The organism is Nostoc sp. ChiSLP03a, from assembly GCF_034531215.2.
Classification (GTDB): Bacteria; Cyanobacteriota; Cyanobacteriia; order Cyanobacteriales; family Nostocaceae; genus Nostoc.
The window spans coordinates 21,906-44,370 of record NZ_JAVRBQ020000055.1 but is presented as its reverse complement, the minus strand read 5'-3'; the positions used below and the strand labels follow the sequence as shown (position 1 = coordinate 44,370).

At 41.4% G+C, this 22,465-nt stretch carries 14 protein-coding genes; 4 read left to right on the top strand and 10 right to left on the bottom strand.

All coding sequences use genetic code 11. The features are described from left to right. Positions 1-239: 239 nt before the first annotated feature. From RMY32_RS09500 to RMY32_RS09480, 5 genes are all read right to left on the bottom strand, one after another. The gene (locus RMY32_RS09500) at positions 240-1,457 is read right to left on the bottom strand and encodes a cupin domain-containing protein (protein WP_409882615.1); all 1,218 of its coding nucleotides are present in this window, start codon (positions 1,455-1,457) and stop codon (positions 240-242) included. Positions 1,458-1,525: 68 nt separating this feature from the next. Continuing rightward, on the bottom strand, positions 1,526-3,214 hold the full coding sequence (locus RMY32_RS09495) for a TfuA-like protein (RefSeq protein ID WP_322714797.1): 1,689 nt from the start codon (positions 3,212-3,214) through the stop codon (positions 1,526-1,528). An 8-nt stretch (positions 3,215-3,222) separates the two neighbouring features. Next, positions 3,223-4,407, bottom strand: coding sequence for a YcaO-like family protein (locus tag RMY32_RS09490; protein WP_322714796.1), 1,185 nt, complete (start codon positions 4,405-4,407; stop codon positions 3,223-3,225). Between the two features lie 328 nt (positions 4,408-4,735). Beyond that, positions 4,736-5,098, bottom strand: coding sequence for a hypothetical protein (locus tag RMY32_RS09485; RefSeq protein WP_322714795.1), 363 nt, complete (start codon positions 5,096-5,098; stop codon positions 4,736-4,738). 305 nt (positions 5,099-5,403) lie between these two features. Next, the gene (locus tag RMY32_RS09480; RefSeq protein ID WP_322714794.1) at positions 5,404-6,246 is read right to left on the bottom strand and encodes a thiopeptide-type bacteriocin biosynthesis protein; all 843 of its coding nucleotides are present in this window, start codon (positions 6,244-6,246) and stop codon (positions 5,404-5,406) included. Positions 6,247-6,526: 280 nt separating this feature from the next. Between RMY32_RS09480 and RMY32_RS09475 the strand changes: the two genes are divergently transcribed. Then, a complete protein-coding gene (locus RMY32_RS09475) occupies positions 6,527-7,534 on the top strand; it encodes a cupin-like domain-containing protein (RefSeq protein WP_322714793.1) in 1,008 nt (335 codons plus the stop codon). Between the two features lie 100 nt (positions 7,535-7,634). Here RMY32_RS09475 and RMY32_RS09470 read toward each other — a convergent pair whose 3' ends face one another. From RMY32_RS09470 to RMY32_RS09460, 3 genes are all read right to left on the bottom strand, one after another. After that, positions 7,635-9,764 carry an NHLP family bacteriocin export ABC transporter peptidase/permease/ATPase subunit gene (locus RMY32_RS09470; protein ID WP_409882619.1) on the bottom strand — a complete coding sequence of 710 codons (2,130 nt, stop codon included), beginning with the start codon at positions 9,762-9,764 and terminating at the stop codon, positions 7,635-7,637. 320 nt (positions 9,765-10,084) lie between these two features. Continuing rightward, positions 10,085-11,527, bottom strand: a complete 1,443-nt coding sequence (locus RMY32_RS09465; RefSeq protein ID WP_322714792.1) for an NHLP bacteriocin system secretion protein — start codon at positions 11,525-11,527, stop codon at positions 10,085-10,087. Between the two features lie 116 nt (positions 11,528-11,643). Next, positions 11,644-12,684 (bottom strand): cyclic nucleotide-binding domain-containing protein, encoded by a 1,041-nt coding sequence (locus RMY32_RS09460; protein ID WP_322714791.1) that lies wholly within the window; start codon positions 12,682-12,684, stop codon positions 11,644-11,646. Positions 12,685-13,192: 508 nt separating this feature from the next. Between RMY32_RS09460 and RMY32_RS09455 the strand changes: the two genes are divergently transcribed. The 3 genes from RMY32_RS09455 (at position 13,193) to RMY32_RS09445 (ending at position 19,230) form a co-directional block, all read left to right on the top strand. Then, on the top strand, positions 13,193-13,963 hold the full coding sequence (locus RMY32_RS09455) for a DUF928 domain-containing protein (protein ID WP_409882611.1): 771 nt from the start codon (positions 13,193-13,195) through the stop codon (positions 13,961-13,963). A 286-nt stretch (positions 13,964-14,249) separates the two neighbouring features. Next, the gene (locus tag RMY32_RS09450) at positions 14,250-16,526 is read left to right on the top strand and encodes an adenylate/guanylate cyclase domain-containing protein (RefSeq protein WP_322714789.1); all 2,277 of its coding nucleotides are present in this window, start codon (positions 14,250-14,252) and stop codon (positions 16,524-16,526) included. Next, positions 16,519-19,230: an NHLP bacteriocin export ABC transporter permease/ATPase subunit gene (locus RMY32_RS09445; RefSeq protein ID WP_322714788.1), complete on the top strand. Its 2,712-nt coding sequence runs from the start codon at positions 16,519-16,521 to the stop codon at positions 19,228-19,230. The genes RMY32_RS09450 and RMY32_RS09445 overlap by 8 nt, the downstream gene beginning before the upstream one ends. 266 nt (positions 19,231-19,496) lie before the next feature. On the opposite strand, the gene RMY32_RS09440 is transcribed toward RMY32_RS09445, so the two are convergent. Continuing rightward, the gene (locus tag RMY32_RS09440) at positions 19,497-19,955 is read right to left on the bottom strand and encodes a cupin domain-containing protein (RefSeq protein ID WP_322714787.1); all 459 of its coding nucleotides are present in this window, start codon (positions 19,953-19,955) and stop codon (positions 19,497-19,499) included. Between the two features lie 55 nt (positions 19,956-20,010). After that, positions 20,011-22,407: a glycoside hydrolase family 15 protein gene (locus RMY32_RS09435; RefSeq protein ID WP_322714786.1), complete on the bottom strand. Its 2,397-nt coding sequence runs from the start codon at positions 22,405-22,407 to the stop codon at positions 20,011-20,013. Between the last annotated feature and the right edge of the window lie 58 nt (positions 22,408-22,465).

The following is a 22,465-nucleotide window of genomic DNA, read 5'->3' as shown; positions in this document are numbered from 1 at the left end:
CAATAGGTCATCAGTGATAGCATAAATTGTAATTATTTCGTTTAACATTACCCCTCCTAATTTTTCCTCTGGAGGGGATTTTATTGCTTATGCAATGCCACCTGAACACCTGCAAGCATAACTAGCAACTTGGGTTAGTAAGCACTTCAGTGTTTAAAAATCCAGGACTAAAGTCCTTACTACGAACTTTTTTACCTCTCAGAACTAATGCAATAGCGTAAGTCCTGACTATTTTCTTTTCAAACAATCGTTAACAATCCTTCTTTGAGCAGACGGCGTACCAACACGATCTTGCTATTATCGCTGGCAAAATCGGGCAGCGATTTGATGGGAAATGCAGCTTCCGACTCAGCAATGAAGCGGAAGGCTGGCTCAACGTATGCTGGTGCTTCAACTCTGTTTTGGGGAAATTGAATCATCACAACATCCCCTTTTCTGACGGTTGTGCAAATCATTCCTTGGCGTTTGACAACATGGGTATCCAAGTCAATCTGTTGCAACTCGTCCAATTTACTGAAATGGCTATCTGCAAGTGGGGACAGTGAGCCAATGAACTTAATAGTTAGTCGTTCAACTGCATCATCAATATCAACGCTACTAGCGAAGGTTTTGAGTAAATCTTTCAATTGATTTTTGGTCTGCGTCCTGGCATCATCGTCACGCACAAAGCTAACGGGAACTGCTTTGCGAAATTCAACATTTTCCTGCACAATCGATGTCAGAGCTTCCTGAATCAGGTCAACCCAGCGATAAACAGGGATACCGACGGTGATATGAAGTGAGGAAGTATCCAACGTCTTGGCTTCATGTACAAAACCACGCGGGATATATAACATATCACCTGGCTTGAGTTCAACTTCATGATTAGGAGCCTTGAGTTGCTCCCGTAATACTTCTTGTGGTAATCGCCGAGCATCTTCTAGCATTGGCAAATCCCAGTAGGAATCATAGGTGCGCCAGAGTTTAGTTCCCGAAAGCTGAAGAACGAAAACATCGTGTGTATCAAAGTGGGGAGGAAATCCTTGAGCAGTTTTAGGGGTTAGGTAAAGATTGACATTCGCGGGATGATTGAGATATTGTTCCAGATTTCTGCAAAGTGTGGCGATCGCTTCCCAATGCTGTTGTAGATGAAAGATACACAAGGTATTGCCTTGATTATAGGCATCATAAAATTGATAAATACTAGGTGATGCATTGGGATTTATAGAGCCTTTCCCCCCTAATTTATTCGCTTGATTGGACAAATCATCTGCCACTTTCGATACATTAAAGTCAGAATAGCGAATGCCACTAAAGCGAATGAGCGAGTCAACATCGTTCATGGAAAACAGACCTGAATAGTAATCTGTTTCTTTTCGTGAAACAACAAGGCACTGCCGCTCCCAGTATTCTTTAAAGAAGGTCACGGTATCGATAGGCTGAATTAATTTCTCAAAATCAAAGTTAGTGCTAAACATTTTTGGAGTTCCCTCGAAAACGGATAAAAATTTCTTTAATTTTGAATTTTGAATTTTGAATTTTGAATTCAATTCTGCCTTATACTTAGTTCTTTCACAAATTCTTCTGGTTCGCTAAAATCTAGCCAAAAAGCTACTTGGGTAATGTTACATGCCTGGGGAAAGGCATTTAACTGACACCAGTTTCTCAGATCGGTTTCCCTGTTTTGTGCTTGTTCAGCCAGATGAACTCTTTTACTTAAAATTGGATAAAACCCAGACAGCCTTAAGGCATCGGGAAGAAAGCACTCAGTGACTGAAAAATAATTGCTCATGCCTCGCCCCCACCATCGGGGTACATTGACAAATCCCTCTAGCCGCGCGATCGCTTCCATCATCTGAGAAAATTCCCCTGGAGTGAAGGAATTGCTCGATAACCAAGCCGGAAATTCAGCCTCGTTAGTAACTCCCTTTTCTTGGAAAAAATGTTGCGTAATTTTTTGAGTAATGCTGCTTCTCAAACTCGCTTTTGATTGGCTGTTTGTCTGTTCGGTTAAAGCCCAGAGAATAGCAACCTGACGATACAATCTACGTTCACAACTCGCTAACGCAGTTACAATATCTGCATCTGCGTTAGTTGTCTCTTGCTCAAGTGAGGAGATATCCTTACCAACAATTATCAAGACAAATTGATGCAATTGCTCAACTTTTTTGGCAAAGGTATCGTCTGCACTATGAAGTTTCAGCAATGCTTGAATCCGACCCAAACGTTCAACTAAGACTGGTATTGCTGAGGCATCCACGTCTAACTCTAGTTCATTAGCATCAGAACTGTAAACGTCAGTTAAATCAGCCACGGAGGGTTGCAAGTTCTGTTGTTGGGCTACAGCATCACACCAACGAATTAACCCAGCGAGATTACGCAATTGAATGTAAACCCTGCCGAGAAATCGGGCTTCTTGGCTTAATTTTTCAGTCAGAGGCAACCAGGAATATGCTGTCCGTAAGGGACGAATAGCAACTCTAGCTTGAAGTTCCTCTATGAAAATGGACTTGTTGAGTTGAAACTTTACTTGTTGATTAGCAGTAGTACCACCACTTTCTCCAACCATAGCGGCCAGATGTTTCAGCAGTTCAATGGCATCTGACTGTTTTTGATCCACATAGCCACCATTTTGCACAAATTCCAAAAACTGGGCTAGAATCTGGCGATCGCCTCCCTGTAACTCTGCATCAGCCACTGCTTGGCTCAAATGTCGTTGAGTGAAGAACTGCCGTTTTGCACAACTGATAATTAAACTAGCGATCGCTGGCTCAATAATGTCTTTGTCTACCGCCAGCTGAACTGTAGCGCGGATGTTTACTAAGGCATCAGTTAAGGGTTGGTATTGGAATTGAGGGCTACTATGCAAAATTGCCACTTCATCATCCCCGATGTACTGTCTTTCTCGGTAGGCTGCAAAAATAGCTCCAAATCCCTCCATGCCAAAGGCTTCCAGTTCAGCGGCTCGAAGCGCACCCATGCTACTTGCCCCAAATACTCGCACTCCTGCTTCTAATGCCCAGAGAATCTCCTTATGCCAAACTGAAGCGCTGCGGTCAAAAAAACCATCAATAATGGCAATTACACGCGGCTGTAACCGCAGATAGGCAAGAATATCACCACAACGAACAGGATCGAGGTAACGCGCTGGTAAAATTTGACTGGCTTGGGTAACAGCTAGGGTGGGGCCAAGAAAAATGAGAATTTGACTAGGTTCCAAAGAATTCGAGTGCATATTGAATTTTACAAAGACGAAGGGAGATGCATACCCGGTACAATCACATGCACCACTGGAATCCCATACTCTGGTCGCGTATGATTGACAAAGACAGCTTGCTTAAATCCCTGATTACTCAAACAATCGAGAATTTGTTGAATTTCTTCTGCAAACGTTGGGGTAAAGGCTAGCTCAGGCTGAGTTTCAAAATCAATCAGGGTAGCGATCGGTCTTTTGCTGCTAGACTTCATCGCTGGGCTACCTGGCATCCTGATGCGTCCAAGGGCATAACTATCTGGATGAATGTCATCTCGGCTACCCGCAATCACCGTTACTCGTGATTGAGCCGCTTCAGTAATCGCCCGTGCTAAAGCAATTTCTTTGGAACTGTGGCATCCCCACCCTGCTGCTGTCGGTCGTCCATGCCAGTTTTCCCGATCGCTAATCAAGCATTTATAGGTAGGTATTCCTATAGTCGAGGTTAAATCAGTAATTACGGCTGTTGCCCCGGCAAGTTCAACTTGATAGAGTAAAGATTGCAAAAGCGGAGACTGGATGGTTTGACTATCAACCAAACAGTTAATCCGTTCCTCCAGAGGTAAGCGCCACCAACGCCACTCAGCCTCGCGCTCAATGACTTCAAACAATCCATGAGCGATCGCTTCTAGTAAATGGTTTCCTGATGCTAGTCCATTGCTAGAAGTACTGAACAGATTGGTATCGCGTTTTTCAGTTGTGGTGTCTAAATCAAGATACGCCTGTGGTACGTAAACAGGTTCGCCCGTAAATAAATCGGTTCCACAAATCCAATCTAGCGGTATAGCAGGATGATAAAACTGCGATCGCTTTCCTGGCTCTAAAACGCTAGGATCGATTGCCTGGTCATGTCGGCAGATTTCCTCATAAGAAGCAACTATCTCTGGTTGGGGGAGGTTTTCTGCATGATAAGACTCCACAGATTCCATCACTGCCGAGATCATCGCCAGCAAAAGTGAAATTCCCTTGCCTTGAGAACCAGAAAAAGCTTTTCCGTTAGGACGAATCGCTTGAGCAACAGGAATACCAATGCAGTCAAGACCAGTAATGTCTGCAACCCGCGTGATGCCAAAAGCACCCAGAAATTCTTGTAGCTTCTCCCAAGTAGAATTAGGTTCTTCTGTCCGAAACGTGCCATTAAGATTCAGCTTAGGAGCATTCAGATTTTGCCACATTCGCTTGTTTCTTTCCCAACCATTGCTGAGAGTACTAATAAATACTCAATTTTCAACGCATTTAAGTGTTTACCAATGTGTTCTATTAAACACGCGACACATGAACTTATATTAGCGCCTTTGAAAATTGCGATATCACAATCATTAAAATAAGGGACTTCCAGAAAATAAATTATCCCATTTCACGTTCATCAAAACGACTTTCTCTCTCCCTGCTCCCCTGCCCTCAAAGCGATGGAATATTTTTTTAATTGGAAGTCTCTAAAAGGTTAGCGTTGCAATTTAGCAACGCCTTCCCTTCACAGATACCGCAAGCTTTAAATCAAGGCTACCAGCAACACATAACTGTCTCTTTAACTGTGGATGAAGCCAGTCCACCAGCTACACTTTCTAACTCATCTTCTGACAATTCTCGGTTAGCTGGTCTTGCTTTAATACCGTTAACGCTATCAATAGACCGGATATTCACAGATGGAGAAGTAGTTGACAAACCTAAAACTTTTCTTTCAGCAGAAACCATCACGGCTTTCACATCATCAGCGTTAAAATCAAAACCGTTTGTCTGGCCTTGTTCAACAGCGATTCTTGCAAATTCACCTGCTTCAGTAGCATCCAACGCTTCACGCAGCGGCGAATTGTCTGGTTGGGCTAAAAAATTTTCATAGTATTCGACAAAGCTTTGCTGAGACATTTTGAACTCTCCTTAAGATAAGATACTTAGCCTTTACCTTGAATAGATAACTAAATCTGAAGCCAGGTGATTAACTTCAACGGTATTGTTCCCCAATCGCTAGGCAACAAAACAGATCAATCACCAAATTTTAGTATTGTTCAATACAATAATTGCTTGAAATATGCTCTAGTGTCCAGATCGTTTTGGTGAAATTTTGTAACTAATATCACATTATTTTTGTACAATAAAATACAAAAATTAATGTTAAAATTGACAATTTAGTGCTGCTTGAATAATGTTTCACAATTGTCATCTAAAAATCTTTAACCTTCTGCATTCTTTCCTTCAAGGGTTCGGATTATCCCTTCAATTAGCCTTCCTGAACGATGCGAATCAAACCCGTGGCGGTGAAAATTGAACATAGCTACTGCGGCCAATATGTCAACTAGATCCTGAGTCAATTGACCAAGATGCTGGAGATTAAGTAATTCCTTTGCAAGTATGTCGTTAGCTGTGGCATATTTTTGCAATATCTCTGCTTCTTTTAAGTCATACAAAGTTTCGAGAGAAAGTAGTTCAATTGTTGGAATTGTGCCTTCAGGAGGTGTGGAAATTAAAGCCGATAAACTATGCCAGGTTGCGAGAATAGCTACCGGATCTGACAGAGTACGGGTAAAGAGATCGTGCAACACAGTTGGCACAAGTAAGTCTTTGGAGATAACACCAAGGTTATGTCGATCGAGATAGTCAAGCATGAGCCACAATGAAGTGTCTGCGTCGAAGTGCTGATGAACCAACTTCATGGCTTCTAGTCCGCCAAATCGATCAGTTTCAGGCTCGTAGTCACTAAAGAAAAATAAATTAATCAAATTCTCACGCCGAAGTGCATACATGAGATCGGAGATATCAGCGATTGCTTGTTGCCGATCCACTGTTGTAAAAAAACGCACCCGAACATCTGGCGGTTTTCTCATAAAGAAGAAACAGCGCAACAAATCATTACTTTGCCAGTAAGTAACTAACGGTTCGAGTCGGGCAAACAGCGCACGGGCACTTGATAGTGCATTCCCCTGATGCCTGACGAGTCCCACGTTAAGTTGCACCCAATCCCCATTTTCCCAGTCCTGACTACTAGCTTGTGTAATTGAAGTTGATTCGTCGGTCATGAAATATCTTTTACCACAGTTCAACGGGTCACATCCAGGATTCCCCAACTTCAGCTAAAGCTTGAAGGTGAGTAATGGGTTTTCCGGGACTGGGTACTGGGTACTGAGAAAGAGTCTTTTTTCCAATTTAGTTGGGGTTTGAATCCCCATCAAAATTGTCCCAGTCCCCAATCCCCAATCCCCAATCCCCAGTCCCCAGTGATGTTAAATCAAGAAAAGAAAGGTTGACAATAGAAGCTGGCCTAAAGCAGCATTACGGCATATTTAGCAATCAAAAAACGTGGTTATCGACAACATCGACCGTATCGAAGCACCTCCAGCAGATATCTTTTACCGAGAGTATATTCTGCCCCAGCGTCCAGCGATTATCACCAATCTCTTTGAAAATTCACCACTGCGTCCAATGGATAGCCTTGAAAAGATAAAAACAGGGCTAACTGACATCCCAGTTGAAATCTGTCCAAATTACATCGCCAATCTGCTAAATTCGGCATCAGCTGATTTTCCCCGAATGATGAATTTAGGTGCATATCTTGACTTCTTACAAGCACAACCCACAACTCTTGATATCTGTGTTGAGTATCCTACGCCCCAAAAGTTACTTCAGTTATTGCCCTTGAATTCATACCAACATTTAAACGATCAAAGCGACTTATACTCCAATATGTTTGTCGCTGCCAGCAATAATTATGCTCATTTGCACTATGATGCCGATCAACGTAATGTTTTGTTGTTTCAAGTTTTTGGCACAAAGCGATTTGTATTGATTCATCCGCGTGAAACTCAAAAGCTAGATGCGATCGATCGGCTTAATCTCTGCCGTACCAGTGGTATTTTCCTGGAAAATTTCTCAGAAGCCGAGAAAACGGATTTTCTCCGATATACCAACGCTTATGATGCGGTACTTTATCCTGGTGAAACTATTTTCATGCCGATGATGATCTGGCACTACATTGAGTACTTGGAACCAGCCATGTCAATTGCTTATCGTTTGGGACGCAACGCTTATAATCGGCGATTGGCTAAACTTTTTCCAGCCCCCTCGGTTGATGTTCAGTCCCTATCGTTGTTGCTGCAAGACGAGACAGAAGCGCGATCGCATCATCTAGAATGGTTAAATAAATTAGAGGCTGTAAGCGATTCATGGTCGGGGAGTGAAAGCGATCGCAGGGACACTTTAAACTACCTTTGCCTAAGAATTCGGGGGCAATATCTTGGTCTTGAGCCGATTAAGAATATTCGAGAGTTGAGAAGACGTGAAGCAATGCTAAGTAAGTCGGTGAAATAAACCAAAATATGTTTGGAAACGTAAATGGGCTTAAAACCCTTACTAATGACAAAAAACAAATGACAGCCTCCGCTACTTAGCTTTAATTGCGCTGACCTACTTAAACACTTGCCTGTTCTGACCGAATCAACCGTGCATAGAAACCATCAAGCTGCAACATTTCATTGTGTGTACCGCGTTGCACTACTTTACCCTTTTCTAGAACAATAATTTCATCACAGTCGCGGATGGTACTGAGACGGTGAGCCACAATAATGCAAGAACAGCCCCGATAGCGCAGATTTCGGTCAATAATTTTTTCCGTATCAGCATCTAAGGCACTGGTTGCTTCATCCATGATCAGAATTGTGGGATCGTTGACTAATGCACGGGCAATTTCTAAACGCTGGCGCTGTCCGCCACTGAAATTAGCAGCACCCTCAAGTAAGTTACCTTCATACCCTCCAGATAAAGCTAAAATCACTTCATGAATAACTGCATCTTTACAAGCTCGGACTAATTGAGAATTAGACACTGTATCATCCCACAAAGTCAAATTATCTCGGACACTGCCAGCGAACAGAAAAATTTCCTGTTCTACCATTGCCAAAGAATTAGAAAGTATCGCCCTGGTAATTTGCTCTCTGGGAATACCATCAAAGAGAATTTCTCCCGACCAAGGTTGATACAGCCCCGCTACCAATTTGGCAACTGTTGATTTACCAGAACCACTACTACCAACTAGGGCTACTCTCTGTCCTGGTTTCAGTTGAAGACTCAGGTCTTGAATTAGAGGTCCATCTGTCCGTGAGTAGCCAAATGTGACATTTTTTAATTCGACATATCCCTTAAGTTCGCAAGCTGAAGCATACTGTGAGGTATGTAAATTATGATTATCCAATTCAGAATCGGTTGCGTTTTGCAACACATCATCGAGGCGATTTAAGTCTCCTTCTAGTTCCTGTAAGGTACTGCCGAAATTGACTAGAGAGTTGACTGGAGTCAAAAAGCTAGTCATTAAACTTTGGAAAGCAATCAACATCCCAATGCTGAGATGCCCATCCATGACTCGTAGACCACCAATAACTAAAACTAATAGGGAGCTTAAACTAGTTAAGAAAACAGGTAAAACACCTAGTACTTGATTAGTAATACCTAACTCTTGCTGACCGTTAATAAATTTTGTATAGTAACCCGACCAACGGGAGAAAAAATCAGATTCCAACGCTGATGCTTTGAGGGTTTCCATACTCTGAAGGGCAGCAATTTCTGTCCCCGCAACTTTGCCTCGGTCTTGGATGATTCGCATATAAATATCTGTGCGCTGTCGGGAAATCCACTGCAAAGTCAAGATATTAATCGCAGCAAAACAGATACCGATCGCAGTCAGCACTCCATCATAAGCAAACATAACTAAGGCATAAAATACCACCATAACGGTATCAATTATAGTCCTAGCTAACTGTCCTGATAAAACTTCGGCAACTTTAGTATTAATGTTGATTCGACTACTAATTTCTCCGGCAAATCTTTGGGCATAAAACGCCACTGGCAAGCGAAGAATATGGTAGATGAATTGCCCAGACATTTCCACCGATAATTTTATATTTAGTTTTCTCAGAAACCGTCTTTGTAGTAATGTGAGTAACACCTGAATAATGACTGTGATTGTCATTCCCAAAATCAATGGACGCAACCAGTCTGCGCGATTTTCTACCAAAATGTTATCAACAAAAATTTGATTAAAGACTGGTAAAACTAACCCTGGAATGACTAGAAAAAATCCTGCTAATAAACAATAGAGAATAGCTCCCCAAGAACCCCGCAAGCGGTCAAAGAGTGCGCCTATTAAGCTCGGTTTGCGACCCCCGCGTTGAAATTCTGGGCCTGGTTCCATTACCAGAACAACCCCTGTATAGGCTTCATCAAATTCTTTAAAGGAGACTCGCCTCGGCCCGGTAGCTGGGTCATTAAGATAAACCCAATCTTTTTGAAATCCTTCTACTACTAGGAAATGATTAAAATTCCAAAATACAATGTATGGCGGACAAAGTTCTTGTAATTGCGCCAATTGCTTTTTAAAACCTTTGGCTTGCATCCCGTAATTTCTCGCAGCTTTGATCATGTTAGAGGCTTTGCTACCATCACGAGAAACACCGCAATTTTGCCGCAGTTCTGCTAAAGGCACAATTTTACGATGGTAGGCCAAAATAATCCCGAAAGCTGCTGCTCCACACTCCACCGCTTCCATTTGTAATAGAGTGGGAGTTTTGACGCGAGAAAAGATGTGACTTGATGCCGTTTCTAAATCTAATAATGGGGCTTTTTGACGTAAGGGATTAAGTTTTTGAATTAAGGATATTAACTGCTGAATCAATTGCACAAGAGCATTCCCCTAAGAGGTTGTTTGAAAAGTATTTTGCTGTGACTTTAGGCACTTGTTGCTCCCCCCTAACCCCCCGATAAATTGGGAGAAACTGAAATCAAAGTCCCCCAATTTATTGGAGAATTTAGGGGGATCTAGAACGTTTTGCTCCCAAGAAGAGGACTTTTCAAACATCCCCTAAAACTTCAGTTAATGCCAGTAAATTCTCTGAGAATAGGCAAGACATAAGTAATTGGTGCTTGCTCTGCTACTTTAACCCGAACGCTAGTAGTTGTTCCCGGAGAAATGTTTAATTTTGGCCCTTGGGAAGAAGACCAGCGATAACCGCTAAAGTTGGATGAAGCTAGTTCCATTTCTGTTCGCACTTCTATGTCTCCGCCTCCAGTTAGCAAGATGTTTGTGACTAGATCGGGATTGCCAATCACAGACTTTGCGCCTTCTTTAGTCACAGGTAAAGGGGAAACAGAAGTAACTTTACCGACAATACCGCCAAAGCGTTCTCTTTTCACGGAAGTGGGGGTAATTTGCACGAGCATTCCTGGTTGAATTTGTTTACCATCTTCGACACGAAAGTAGGAGACGGCAATTAGTGAAGTCTTTTTGTCACCAACGTTTAAGGTGACAAGCGGAGTTTTCGGACTAGTAACTTGTCCGACAAAACCAGCCACTTCTAATACACAGCCGCTACTAGGGCTAAGAATTTGACTATTTTCTAATATTTGTTTTTCTAATTGCGCGATCGCTCGATTAACTTCTTGAATTTGATTAATTTTGGTATTAAGATTTTCTACGTTTTCTTGATCGATACGTTGGCTTTTAGTCTCTAAGTCTTTTAACTGCGCTTGCAGTTCGCTTACAGAACTCAAATTTTGTAAGTATCTCTGCTGGGCTTCTGTTTCTTGTACATCTAATTGCTTGAGCTGCACTTTGATATCAGATACGGTTTGCGTTGCCTGTTTATATTCTTGCTCTGCTTGTAAATATGTATCTTTGGCAATGGCTCCCGCATCTACGAGTTGCTGGCGCTTCTGTAATCGATCTTTGAGTATAGGTACGACAGTTACAGCATCATTCAAGCGTTGCTGCAAACTAAGGCGCTGTTCGCGAATGGCATTTAAACCTTTTTCATAAAATGCAGGCGTGAGAGTTTGAGTATCCCGCAAACGTTGAATATAATTAGCTTTAGCAGAAGCGATCGCCTCTTTTTCTTTAGCGGTACGTTGTCGCTGAAGCAGGGATGAATTTTGTTCTTGTGTTTGTAATTGCCCCAGTTTTGAGCGTTGCAGTTGCAATTGCTGTTTGAGATCCGTCGGATCGATCGTTGCTATGACATATCCTCGATCTATACATTGTCCTGTTTTCACATTCAGATTTTTTAACTGTCCTGAGATTGGCGACTCAAAAGTGACAACTTGATTCGGTTGAATAAGTATTCCCTTTCCTGTGACTGTGACGGGAATACGTCCAAAAATACTCCAAATTAATCCCAATAAGACAAAACTACCCAGCGTCGCCAAAGGTAGCCAATCTACGGGATTGACTACCTGCATTAACCGATCCAATCTTTCTGGAGAAGATAAACGCTCCAGTGATTCTTTGCGAAATATACTATCTTGTTCTTCAGCCATTCATTTGTTAATTCGTAATTCGTAATTAAGACTGGAATTGGAGACTAATAAAGCTATTTACTATCTACTTTCTGCTTTCTACCTTCTGCCTCCAGCAAGACTGCCTTCTGCCTCTTTCAAGATTCCCGATTCAAACGTTTAATCATCCAGTCAAATCTAGCACCTGCTAGGGCGGTGTTGTCTAATGTATCTAAGTTGAGTTCATCTTCAACTTCGATATCTTCTGCTAAGAGTCGATCTAGTTGGTAAGCCAACTTTCCAAATCCACGGCGTAACAGGCGATCGCGAATTCGATCTACTAAAACTACAGCGATCGCTCGATAAAAACGGGCTGTGAATCCTGTATTTTGCTTTAATTGTTTAGCTAGTTTCTCTTGTGGTAAAGCTAGTAATATAGAAGATTCTATCGCCTTGACTGTGGCAGAGGCAGTTGTTGCTTCTACAAAAGACATTTCTCCTAAAATTTCGCCTTTTACAGATTGAGCTATTTCTTTTTCGGCAACTTGATTCTGTGGGGTGGAAACAAAAATCCCTAATTTCCCATCTAATAATATATATAATCCTTCAACGGGTTTCCCTTCTTCAATTATTACTTTACCTGGATTAACTTTAGTTTTTACTCCTTGGGAAATCATCCAATCAATATCGCTATCGTTCAAAATAGCAAACACAAACAAAACCTTTCGCAGTGATTCTCCTGGAATTACTTTGTTTTTGGCAAGAAAATCAGTGATTCCCCGCAACCTCTGTGACAGCAAAACAGCCATTATTTGATAAAAATGCGCGGAGAATTTTGTATCTTGCTCCAGTTTTTTGAGTAACAATTCTCTTGGCAGTGCTAATATCCGTGAGGATTCTAGAGCTATAAAAGTAGTAGATGGAGGACGATTATCTATAAAAGATAAAGTTTCTACAAATTCCCCTGGCGATACGCGATCAATTTCTTGTGCGTCTTTGACATTACCTGTGAGAGAGACACAAATGCTTAATGCTCCCTCTAACAAAATTTCTACTGTATCAATAATCTCTTCACCCTCTTGAATGAGAATTTGATTAGGAAGATGCTCTTTACATCTGCCTACACTGAGCATCCAATCAATATCACTTTCCCTAAAGGCAGAAAAATTGGGAGTATTAACCAGCATTTCTTTAAACATAGAATTTAAACTTGATTAGGAGTGAAATTAATTTTTTACAGCAAAACACAACCTTTTATTAGTTTTATAGAAGTTTTTAACCTGGCTGACAGAAGTAGTAAAAAGTCAGTAAAAACAAGGTTTTTCAGAAAATAGGTCGACTTCTATGAACAAGTAAAGTTACTAGACAACTAGCTTCTTACTTATACTAAATACACAATTTTGCAAATTGGAAGCCAATTTAGGTTTTAAATTTCAAGGCGGCATAGACACTTCACTTCCTCCAGGTTAGGGGTACAGAGTTTCGCACAGAGGGGAGCGAAGCTTGTTTCGGTTAATTCGCTATGAATTCATAGAATAGCGTGCTAAGTTATACTTAGTTCGGTTTTTGGTAAAATCTTTAACAAAGCTTTTAGACAAAAGTTAATATAGATTTTATCATTGGTAGTTAATTTAACTAAATATCGCTTTTTCGTGTTATCACAAATATTTATCTTTGTTAGATACTTGAAAATTAATAGGACTTAATATGAGTTGGATACAAAAATTTGTAAACATGGCAGCAGTTCCTATATCTATGACAGTATTGGTAATGCCTAGTTTGCCCAGAATGGTGATAGCTGAATCACCAGTAGCACTTAAATTCCAAAGATTCCAGAGTTGGCAAATTAGTCAGAAGTTTATCCCACCAAATCGAAATGCACCACAGACTACCTCTGGTGGGGCGACTCGTCGCGGTTCCTGGTCTTTAGAGAGTAAAGAAACTTTAACTGCCTTAATGCCTCTAAATAAATTAGGTTTAACCCTTGCAGAACGTCCAACATTTTACTGGTTTATACCGCAGATACCAGTAGAAACTGCTCGCTTTTCACTTTTAGATGGTGAGGATATAGTCTATGAGACGACTTTTAAACTTCCTAAACAATTAGGAATTATTGGTTTTACTCTGCCAACAAAAGCACCAAGTCTGAAAGTAGGTAAAAGATATCACTGGTATATGTCAATCACTGACGCTTCAGAGGAAGTAGGAGAGGGAATCACTGTGGATGGTTGGGTAGAACGAATCCAACCTACTAATGATTTATCAAAGCAGCTAGCCAGAACAAATCCCAAGCAGCTTTCCCAAGTGTATGCTGCATCTGGGATTTGGTATGAAGTGTTACATACATTAGTACAGCAACGTCTTAGCGATCCGAGCGATCGCACAGTCATGGCTAATTGGCAAGCATTATTAGAGTCAGTGGGTTTAAAAGATTTAGTTTCCAAACCTTTAAGTAGATATCTGGAATGCCAAGATTAAATAATTTATCAAAAAAGATAGGTTTAAAACCTCGCCCCTTGTGGGCGAAAAAATCCTTGTCTCACCGAAGAGGCAGAGGGGAAGGGGGCGAGGAGCAGGGGGAGCAAGCCCTTCCAGCGTTGCGGAATATGGGTATGAAGCCCCGCCCTTCCAGGGCGCTTGGCTGAGGCAAAGTACAAGCTCCTTCTCAGCCTCTCCCCTGCCTATTTTGACAAGACAGGTAGACACCCCACCCGCAAGTGGTGTGGCTGTATTTAATTTTGAATTTTGAATTTTGAATTGATTCATGTGGAGTCATATCAAGCAACAACTTTGGCAATATCGTGGTATCTTCATTGCTGCTCCCAGTGCGGCAGCATTAGTATTCATCCTGCGCTTGAGTGGATTATTACAGATGTTGGAATTGGCAGCGCTGGATCAAATGTTTCTGTTACGTTCTCCAGAACCTATTGATACGCGGATTGTCATTATCGAAATTAATGAATCTGATGTGCAAAAACTTGGTAAGCGCGGTTATTGGCCTTTGCCTGACAAGTTGCTGGCACAAGTTTTAGAGAATTTAAAACAACAAAAACCCAGTGCTATTGGTTTGGATTTATATCGAGATTTACCAGTAGGTTTTGGACATCAATCATTAGTTAAAGTGTTTGAGTCTACACCAAATTTAGTTGGCGTACAAAAAGTAGCTGAAAGCGAAGATAGCTCGGCAGTAGCACCACCACCAGCCCTGAAAAAACTCGATCGAGTCAGTGCAAATGATTTTCCCTTAGATGGAGATGGAAAAATTCGCCGCAGTTTGATGTATTTGTCAGATAAAAATGGCGAAAATGTGTTTAGTTTTGCTTTTAAACTTGCCTATCTTTATTTGAGCGATCGCCAAATTGATGTCGGACAAACAAAAGATTATTTGGTAAAAACAGGTAATGTTGTTTACCCATTATTTCAAGGTAATGATGGTGGTTATATTCGGGCTGAAGATCAAGGTTATCAAGTACTAATAAATTATCGTAGTTATAAAGAAAGTTTTCAGCACATATCTATTATGGATGTGTTAGATAAGCGAATATCCAAGGACTTAGTAAAAGGGCGCATTGTGTTGATTGGTTCCACAGCCGAAAGTCTCAAAGACCTATTCTATACACCATACAGCAGTACTATATTAGCAGCACCTAAACGAATGGCTGGTGTAACTATTCATGCTCATGCCATCAGTCAAATTTTAAGCGCTACTTTAGATGACCGCCCGTTAATCAGGACATGGACTAAATTACAGGAATGGTTGTGGATTTTTCTTTGGTCACTGATTGGTGCAATATTAATCTGGCAACAAAGATATAGCGGCAGTTATAAAATAAAATCATTATTACCTTTGATTAGTATTTTGCTAGCTGGATGCTGTCTTGTGGGTAGTAGTTATCTAGCTTTTATAGCAGGTTGGTGGATTCCTGTTGTCCCACCATTCCTGACATTGATTGGTTCGGAAATTGCTGTGACTGCCTATATTGCCAGAACTGCGGGAGCCATTCGCAAGACCTTTGGTCGTTATCTCACCGATGAAGTCGTCGCTAATTTATTAGAAAACCCTGAAGGTTTAAAACTTGGTGGTGAACGCAAGAAAATTACTATTCTCACTTCTGATTTAAGAGGTTTTACAGCTATATCTGAGAGATTATCTGCTGAAGAAGTAATTAAAATAATTAATCTTTATTTAGGATATATGGCAGATGTTATTACTCACTACCAAGGCACGATTGATGAATTTATGGGTGATGGAATTTTAGTTTTGTTCGGCGCTCCCATTACTAGAAAAGATGATGCGACAAGAGCGATCGCTTGTGCAGTGGCAATGCAATTAGCAATGGAGTCAGTGAACAAAAAAATCCAGCAAATGGGATTTCCAAAGCTAGAAATGGGTATTGGCATTAATACAGCAGAAGTAGTGGTCGGTAATATTGGTTCGGAAAAACGGACTAAATATGGAATTATTGGCGATCAAGTTAATTTAACTTATCGCATTGAATCGTATACAGTCGGGGGACAAATTTTTGCTTCGCAATCAACTATTAATGAAACTGGTTATATTGTCAAAATTATTGGACATAAAGAAGTACAAGCAAAAGGGGTGAAACAACCGATAAAAATTTATGAAGTAGGTGGAATTACTGGAGAATACAATTTATATCTTGTTCAAGACGAAGATAAAATTTTCTGGGAACTGCCAAAAGCAATTCCCTTAAAATATACAGTTTTGGATGGAAAAGATGTAAATAACACTGTCATGGAGGGAAAGTTAGTAAAGCTATCAGCTAAGGGGGCACAAGTATGTTATGACTCTAAAGTAAATTATCTAGATTTACAGCCTTTTACTAATCTCAAACTGAACTTATTTATGCAGGATAATGCCGAAATTAGTGAAGATATCTATGCTAAAGTCTTAGAAAAAACGACAGAACCAGATAATTTTTATATTCGTTTTACTAACATTCCACTAGAAGTAGAAGGGCAATTTAATGCTCTACGCCTTTGCCAAAGAACCATTGCACCTCTAACTCCAGATGAGTAATTCCAAGTTACTGCTTACAGATAATCAATCCTTAGTATTAGATAATCCCTTAACAGTTTGGCAAATTGAATCCGGTGCGATCGCTGTGTTTGCTATTCTGATTGAGCAAGGTATTGAGGGCACTCGCCGTTATCTATTTAGTGTCAATGCGGGAGAAGCATTGTTTGGGATATCGGCTAATAACCATAAATTTTTGGCGGTATCCATAGAAGATACTGTGTTGTTGCAAATATCTACACAAGAATGCGAGCAATGGATAAGTCAGGAGAAAGATAAGGCAGAAAGTTTTATTAAGTTAGTGCAGATATGGGAGCAAAATATCCAAAGTTGTTTAGGCGATACCTTCTCTACAAGACTCTACGATAAGCTGCGCGAACGCTTTTCGATTGTGCCAGTTTTTTCCTACACTGAAAAACTTCCTAACTCCAACGAGATCCAAGTTACTCTGAACGAATTACACAGCGATTTTTGCGAAATTCTGACTCAAATAGAACAGGAAGAATTGGCAGCAAAATGGACTCAATTCCAAGCACGGCAAGAACTTAACTCTCAGGTAAAAGTTAATGCTTTAGGAAATTTAGCCTCAGTCCTCAAACCCAAGCAAGCCGAACTGATGCAGTCAGGTACACCGTTGCTGATTGCCGCAGGTGCAGTGGGAAGGGCATTAGGAATTAAGATTCTGCCACCTGTGCGTTCTGAAGACATGAAGCGGATTAAAGAACCATTAGAAGCGATCGCCCGTGCATCCCGAATACGCATCCGACGGGTATTACTCAATGACCAATGGTGGCAAAAAGATAGCGGCCCTTTATTAGCATATACCAATCAAGATAATTGTCCTGTTGCATTGCTACCAGCAGGGGTAGGAAAATACGAAATCTTTGACCCAGAGAAGCACATCCGCAGACCTGTAAACAATCGTACTGCTCAACAACTAGCTCCCTTTGCCTATGTATTTTATCGTCCTATACCCGAAAACAATTTAACTGCGATCGACTTACTTCTGTTTGCCTTTCAGGGGAAAATTCGAGAACTAATTGTTATCTTCCTCACTGGCGTTGTGGGTGCATTGTTGGGAATGTTAACCCCCTTAGCAACTGCTATCCTCATAGATTCCGTCATTCCCGATGCAGATAGAGAGTTGTTAATGCAAATCGGCTTGGGTTTGATAGCCGCCAGCTTTGGGACGATAATTTTTCAAATCGCCCAAGGTTTTGCCGGTCTGAGATTAGAAAGTAAAGCCAGTTTAGACTCTCAAGCAGCCTTATGGGATAGATTGTTTAATCTGCGCGTATCTTTCTTTCGTGAATATTCAATTGGGGATTTGCAATCTCGTGTTTCTGCAATCACTCAAATCCGCCAAAAACTCAACGACACAGTGCTACGCACTATTTTTACCAGCTTCTTCTCTCTACTAAATCTGGCACTATTATTTATCTACAGTTCCAGTCTAGCTTTAGTTGTCGTCGCAGTAGCGTTGATAGCGATCGCCTTCACTACCATCTCAGGCTTACTTAGCCGCCAAAAGTTGCGTTCTTTAGAAGAAATAGAGGGAGAAATTTTTGGTTTTACTGTACAGATGGTTGCTGGTGTGTCCAAACTTCGAGTCACCAATGCAGAAGACCGTGCTTTTGCCTATTGGGCAAAAAAGTATAGTCAGCAGCTACAATTCAAGCTGAGTACAGAGGTAATTGAAGATATCTTAGCGATATTTAACACTGCCATGCCAACTGTCAGCTCGATAATTATCTTTTGGCTGGCAGTTACGTTAATCGCACAAGCCCCATCTGAAAGCGGAACAGGATTATCTACAGGTACATTTTTAGCATTTAATTCCGCCTTTGCCATATTTATCGCTGGGGCAACTCAGCTGAGTAATACCATAGTCAGCATATTAGATATCAGCATTTTTTGGGAACGTGCAAAGCCCATCTTTCAGGCTAAACCAGAAATCGACCTGAGCAAAAGCGATCCAGGACGATTAACGGGTAAAGTAAAAGTCGATCGCGTGACTTTCCGCTACCGCGAAGATGGCCCCCTGAATTTAGACGCTCTGACAATTCAGGCAGAACCAGGAGAGTTGATTGCTTTAGTAGGGCCTTCTGGTAGTGGCAAATCAACGATTATTAGGCTGTTATTGGGATTTGAAACGCCAAAAGATGGCACGATTTACTATGATGGTCAGGACTTATCGGGGTTAGATATATCAGCAGTGCGCAGACAGATTGGTGTAGTACTGCAAAATGGCCGCATCAATAGCGCCTCAATTTTTGAAAATATTTCTAGTGGCGCATTAGTGACAATGGAAGAAGCCTGGGAAGCAGTACGGATGGCTGGGTTTGCCGATGATATTAAGTCAATGCCAATGGAAATGCACACAGTCATTTCAGAGGGGGGTACAAATCTCTCTGGTGGACAACGTCAAAGGCTATTAATTGCTCGTGCTTTAGTCTTAAAACCGAGAATTATAATTTTTGATGAAGCTACCAGTGCTTTAGATAATCGTACTCAAGCGATAGTTAGTAGCAGCTTAGACCAGTTAGGAGTAACGCGTATAATTATCGCCCATCGCCTCAGCACCATCCGCAACGCCGACCGAATTTATGTGATTGAAGCCGGTCGAGTTGTTCAGCAAGGTAAGTTTGAAGAATTAGTGAATCAAAAGGGCTTATTTGCTAATCTGATGGCACGACAAATGGCGTAAGCGCAAGGGAGAGGATTTGCAGCTTTTATTACTATGAATATGGTGCAATTTAAATGAAGATTAGCTTAACGTGAATTCGATGAACCTCTCCCCAACCCCTCTCCGAGGCGGAAAGGGGCAGAAATATTTTTAGTTGATAACGAAAAAATTAGGGTTTCAAAGCCTCTCTCCCTGTGGAGAGAGGAATGGAAGTGGGGTTTTTAGAGTCGTCGAATTTACGTTAGCTTATGCATAGTTTACTTCACCAAAAAAGTATACTAACTTATTTACCTAAATCGACAAGATTGGTTTACAGTCGGAGTCTTTTCAAATTGCACCATTATTAAAACAGCTGGCGCATCGCCTACTGTTCCAGATAAGTGACCTTTATGACCTTGCGCGTCTGTTTTCGTACCCTGATCTTCTCCAAAGGAAATTTCGCCTTCCCCCATCTCGACTCGCTGACCGTCCATAGTCTCCACAAACCAGCGTCCTGACAAAGGTATAATCCACTGGGGTTTTGGGTTTTCATGCCAGTTACCAACCCATCCCACAGGTAGCACAGTAAAGCTGATTGTAGCATCGGACTGCTTCAAATTAGAAAGCCACTGCGGTGAGGTATCCGGGGCTATGCCTTTTTCCATAAAGTCTTCAATTTGACAACAGGATTGATGACTTATACCGTCGTTGTCAGTCCAGACGTGCCAGTATTCAATTGTTGGTTTGGATGATGAGTTATTCTGCATAATAATGGCTCTTTTCGATCCGAAATGTATTGAAAGGCGAATTAGAAATTAGGAATTACGAAATTCTAACCGTATAATTGTGTCCTTCCCATTTGCTGCTTTCAATCCAGAAAAAGGTAAAGTTGATTGATTGTTGCTGATTATCAGAAATAGAAATATCTACAAAATTCACTCCTAACTTTGTAGAAGTAGAAAGCATATCTTGTGTAGTTTGCCAATCATCATCTGACCAGTGCAATTGAAAAGATGCTAAAGCGTCAATTCGCAATGTCTGACCTTTTTTTACTTGGCTGATTTGTCGGTTAAACTTCCAAATTTCCAATGATTTACACTGCTTTCTTTCGCCTAGATAGCGATTTGCCACTTCTGGAATAAAATCAAACACCTGTCCGTCATCAGTTGACCGTAGCAGCTTGATATACTCTGCGTGTGCCCACATTAAAGGCATCGCTGAACCTGTTGGTTTTCCTAAAAACATATAGATATCAGGGATATCTGCCTCATCCCAAACCTGTTCTGGTAGCAAACAAGTATCTGAAGCAAATCCTTCCATCGCCTTAATATATGTTTTGACATCGCCGCCAGCAGCTAGTTCATAATGTCCTCGTTCTCCTGCCAAGAGAGGCCAAGCGCGTCCCTTACCCCAACCAATATAAGGACTTCCGTCTTCTTGCTGGCCGTAGCCGTCGTGGTTGTAACGATGCCAACAAGGCCCAACGGGTGTATCTACTTTTAAAACTGCATCAATTACTTTGACAGAATCAACAATAATCGGGTCATCAGGTTTGCGAATTCCATAACGTACTAATTGGAGAAATCCGCCATCAACAATTTCCTTGGCGGGAAATTCTGCTGGTTCTCCAGGTGGCTGACTGCTGATGAAAAGAGTTCCTTGGTTAGGATTTTCGTCGGCTTGAGAATTATTAATATCTGAAGGAGTAATTCGGATATAATGCCGTTTGATGCCAGGAACTAAAGTTCCTTCAGTAGTAACTGTCCAAGCTTCAATGTGACATTCTAAAAAATCTGCGTATTCTTCTATAAACTTTGCTGTTGCTTCATCTCCACGTTGACGAACAAATTGAGCAGCACAGATTAAGGCGGCAATATTGGATGCTAGTGTTGATGGTGAATAACCGCTATTTTCTTCCCAGCGTTCTTGTTGAGTAACCGGGCCGTTACGAATTAAATAACCCGCCGCCCGCAGAACCATTGGATAAATATCGAATTTTAAACAAGTCTTCTGCTGGTACAATAGCCATGCTAGAAGAATCGGAAATGCCACCTCATCTAGTTGAATACCTTTCCAGTAAGGTTCGCCATCAACCCAGAAATTTTGCGCAAAACCGCCATCTTCCTGCTGGCTGGTTGCAAGATAAATTAGCGATCGCACTGCTGTTTCTGTTTCACCAGCAGCCACCAAACCTGATACACTGCTAACCATATCCCGCGTCCAGACAAGGTGATATCCTCCTTGGTCTTGGTCGTTTTTTGCTTCACCCCAAGGAATCGCCAGGGATGCAATCAACGCACCGGGATAAATTTTGTCTTCATGTGCTAACAACAAACTAATGCTGTTGTGATACAACTTCCCATCATTGTATGAAACATATTCTAGCGGTCGGAGATTGCGGCGCGATCGCTTCCACTGTTCGTTGTATTGCTGCTTCTGCTGTTCAAAAGGAATATTGAGCGACTGAAATAGTGTAGAAATTGCATTATGCAAGTTTGTACCAAACGCCAGTCCTAAAGTAAACTCTTTAGTACTATCTAAATTAAGTTTTCCAGTCAAAGCCAGATTGCCATCTACAGCATTATCAAACTCCCAATCCATCTGGAAATTATCAGCTAAATCTGTCCAGCCATCACTTTCACCGACGTAACCACAAGAAAGGCGAGTAAAGGGAATTGTTGCACCCAGCGCTAGCCATGTTCCTTGTTTCTCGGCTATCAAAATCCGATGTCCAGCAGCCTCTACAGCGTAACCATTATTACCCATACCTTCAACATCCAGATGCGGCGCACACAAAGCATATAAATGGAGTTGGGAAATAAAATCGCTTTTTCCTGTTAATGTGGTGTGCTGTAAGATACAGGGAAAATGCGGGTCGGCAATCACTTCTTTGATTACGGCATAACGTCCTTGGGGATCGGAATTAGTGATGCGGTATCCTAAACCATGAGTCCACATCGGTTCCACTTTGGATTCGAGATGGCGTTTCTCTTCGTGGAAAAAGCTTTTACCATCAGAAATTAGATACTGCAAATCCCGAATTTGAGGTTTGTCTACTGTGGGATGGTAGATTTCAGTGACAATACCGTTCCAAAGCGTAAACCAAATGTTACTAGAGGTAGAGTAGGCTGTTCCGACTCCATCTTTATTAGCATGAGTCCATCGAGGCTCAATACCTGGTGAGCCAAAAGCTTTTGCTCGATCAATAATCTTTACCATACTGCATTGTTGTGCCGATAAGCTTTGAGTGCATTGAGAATATGCCGTGTTTGATATT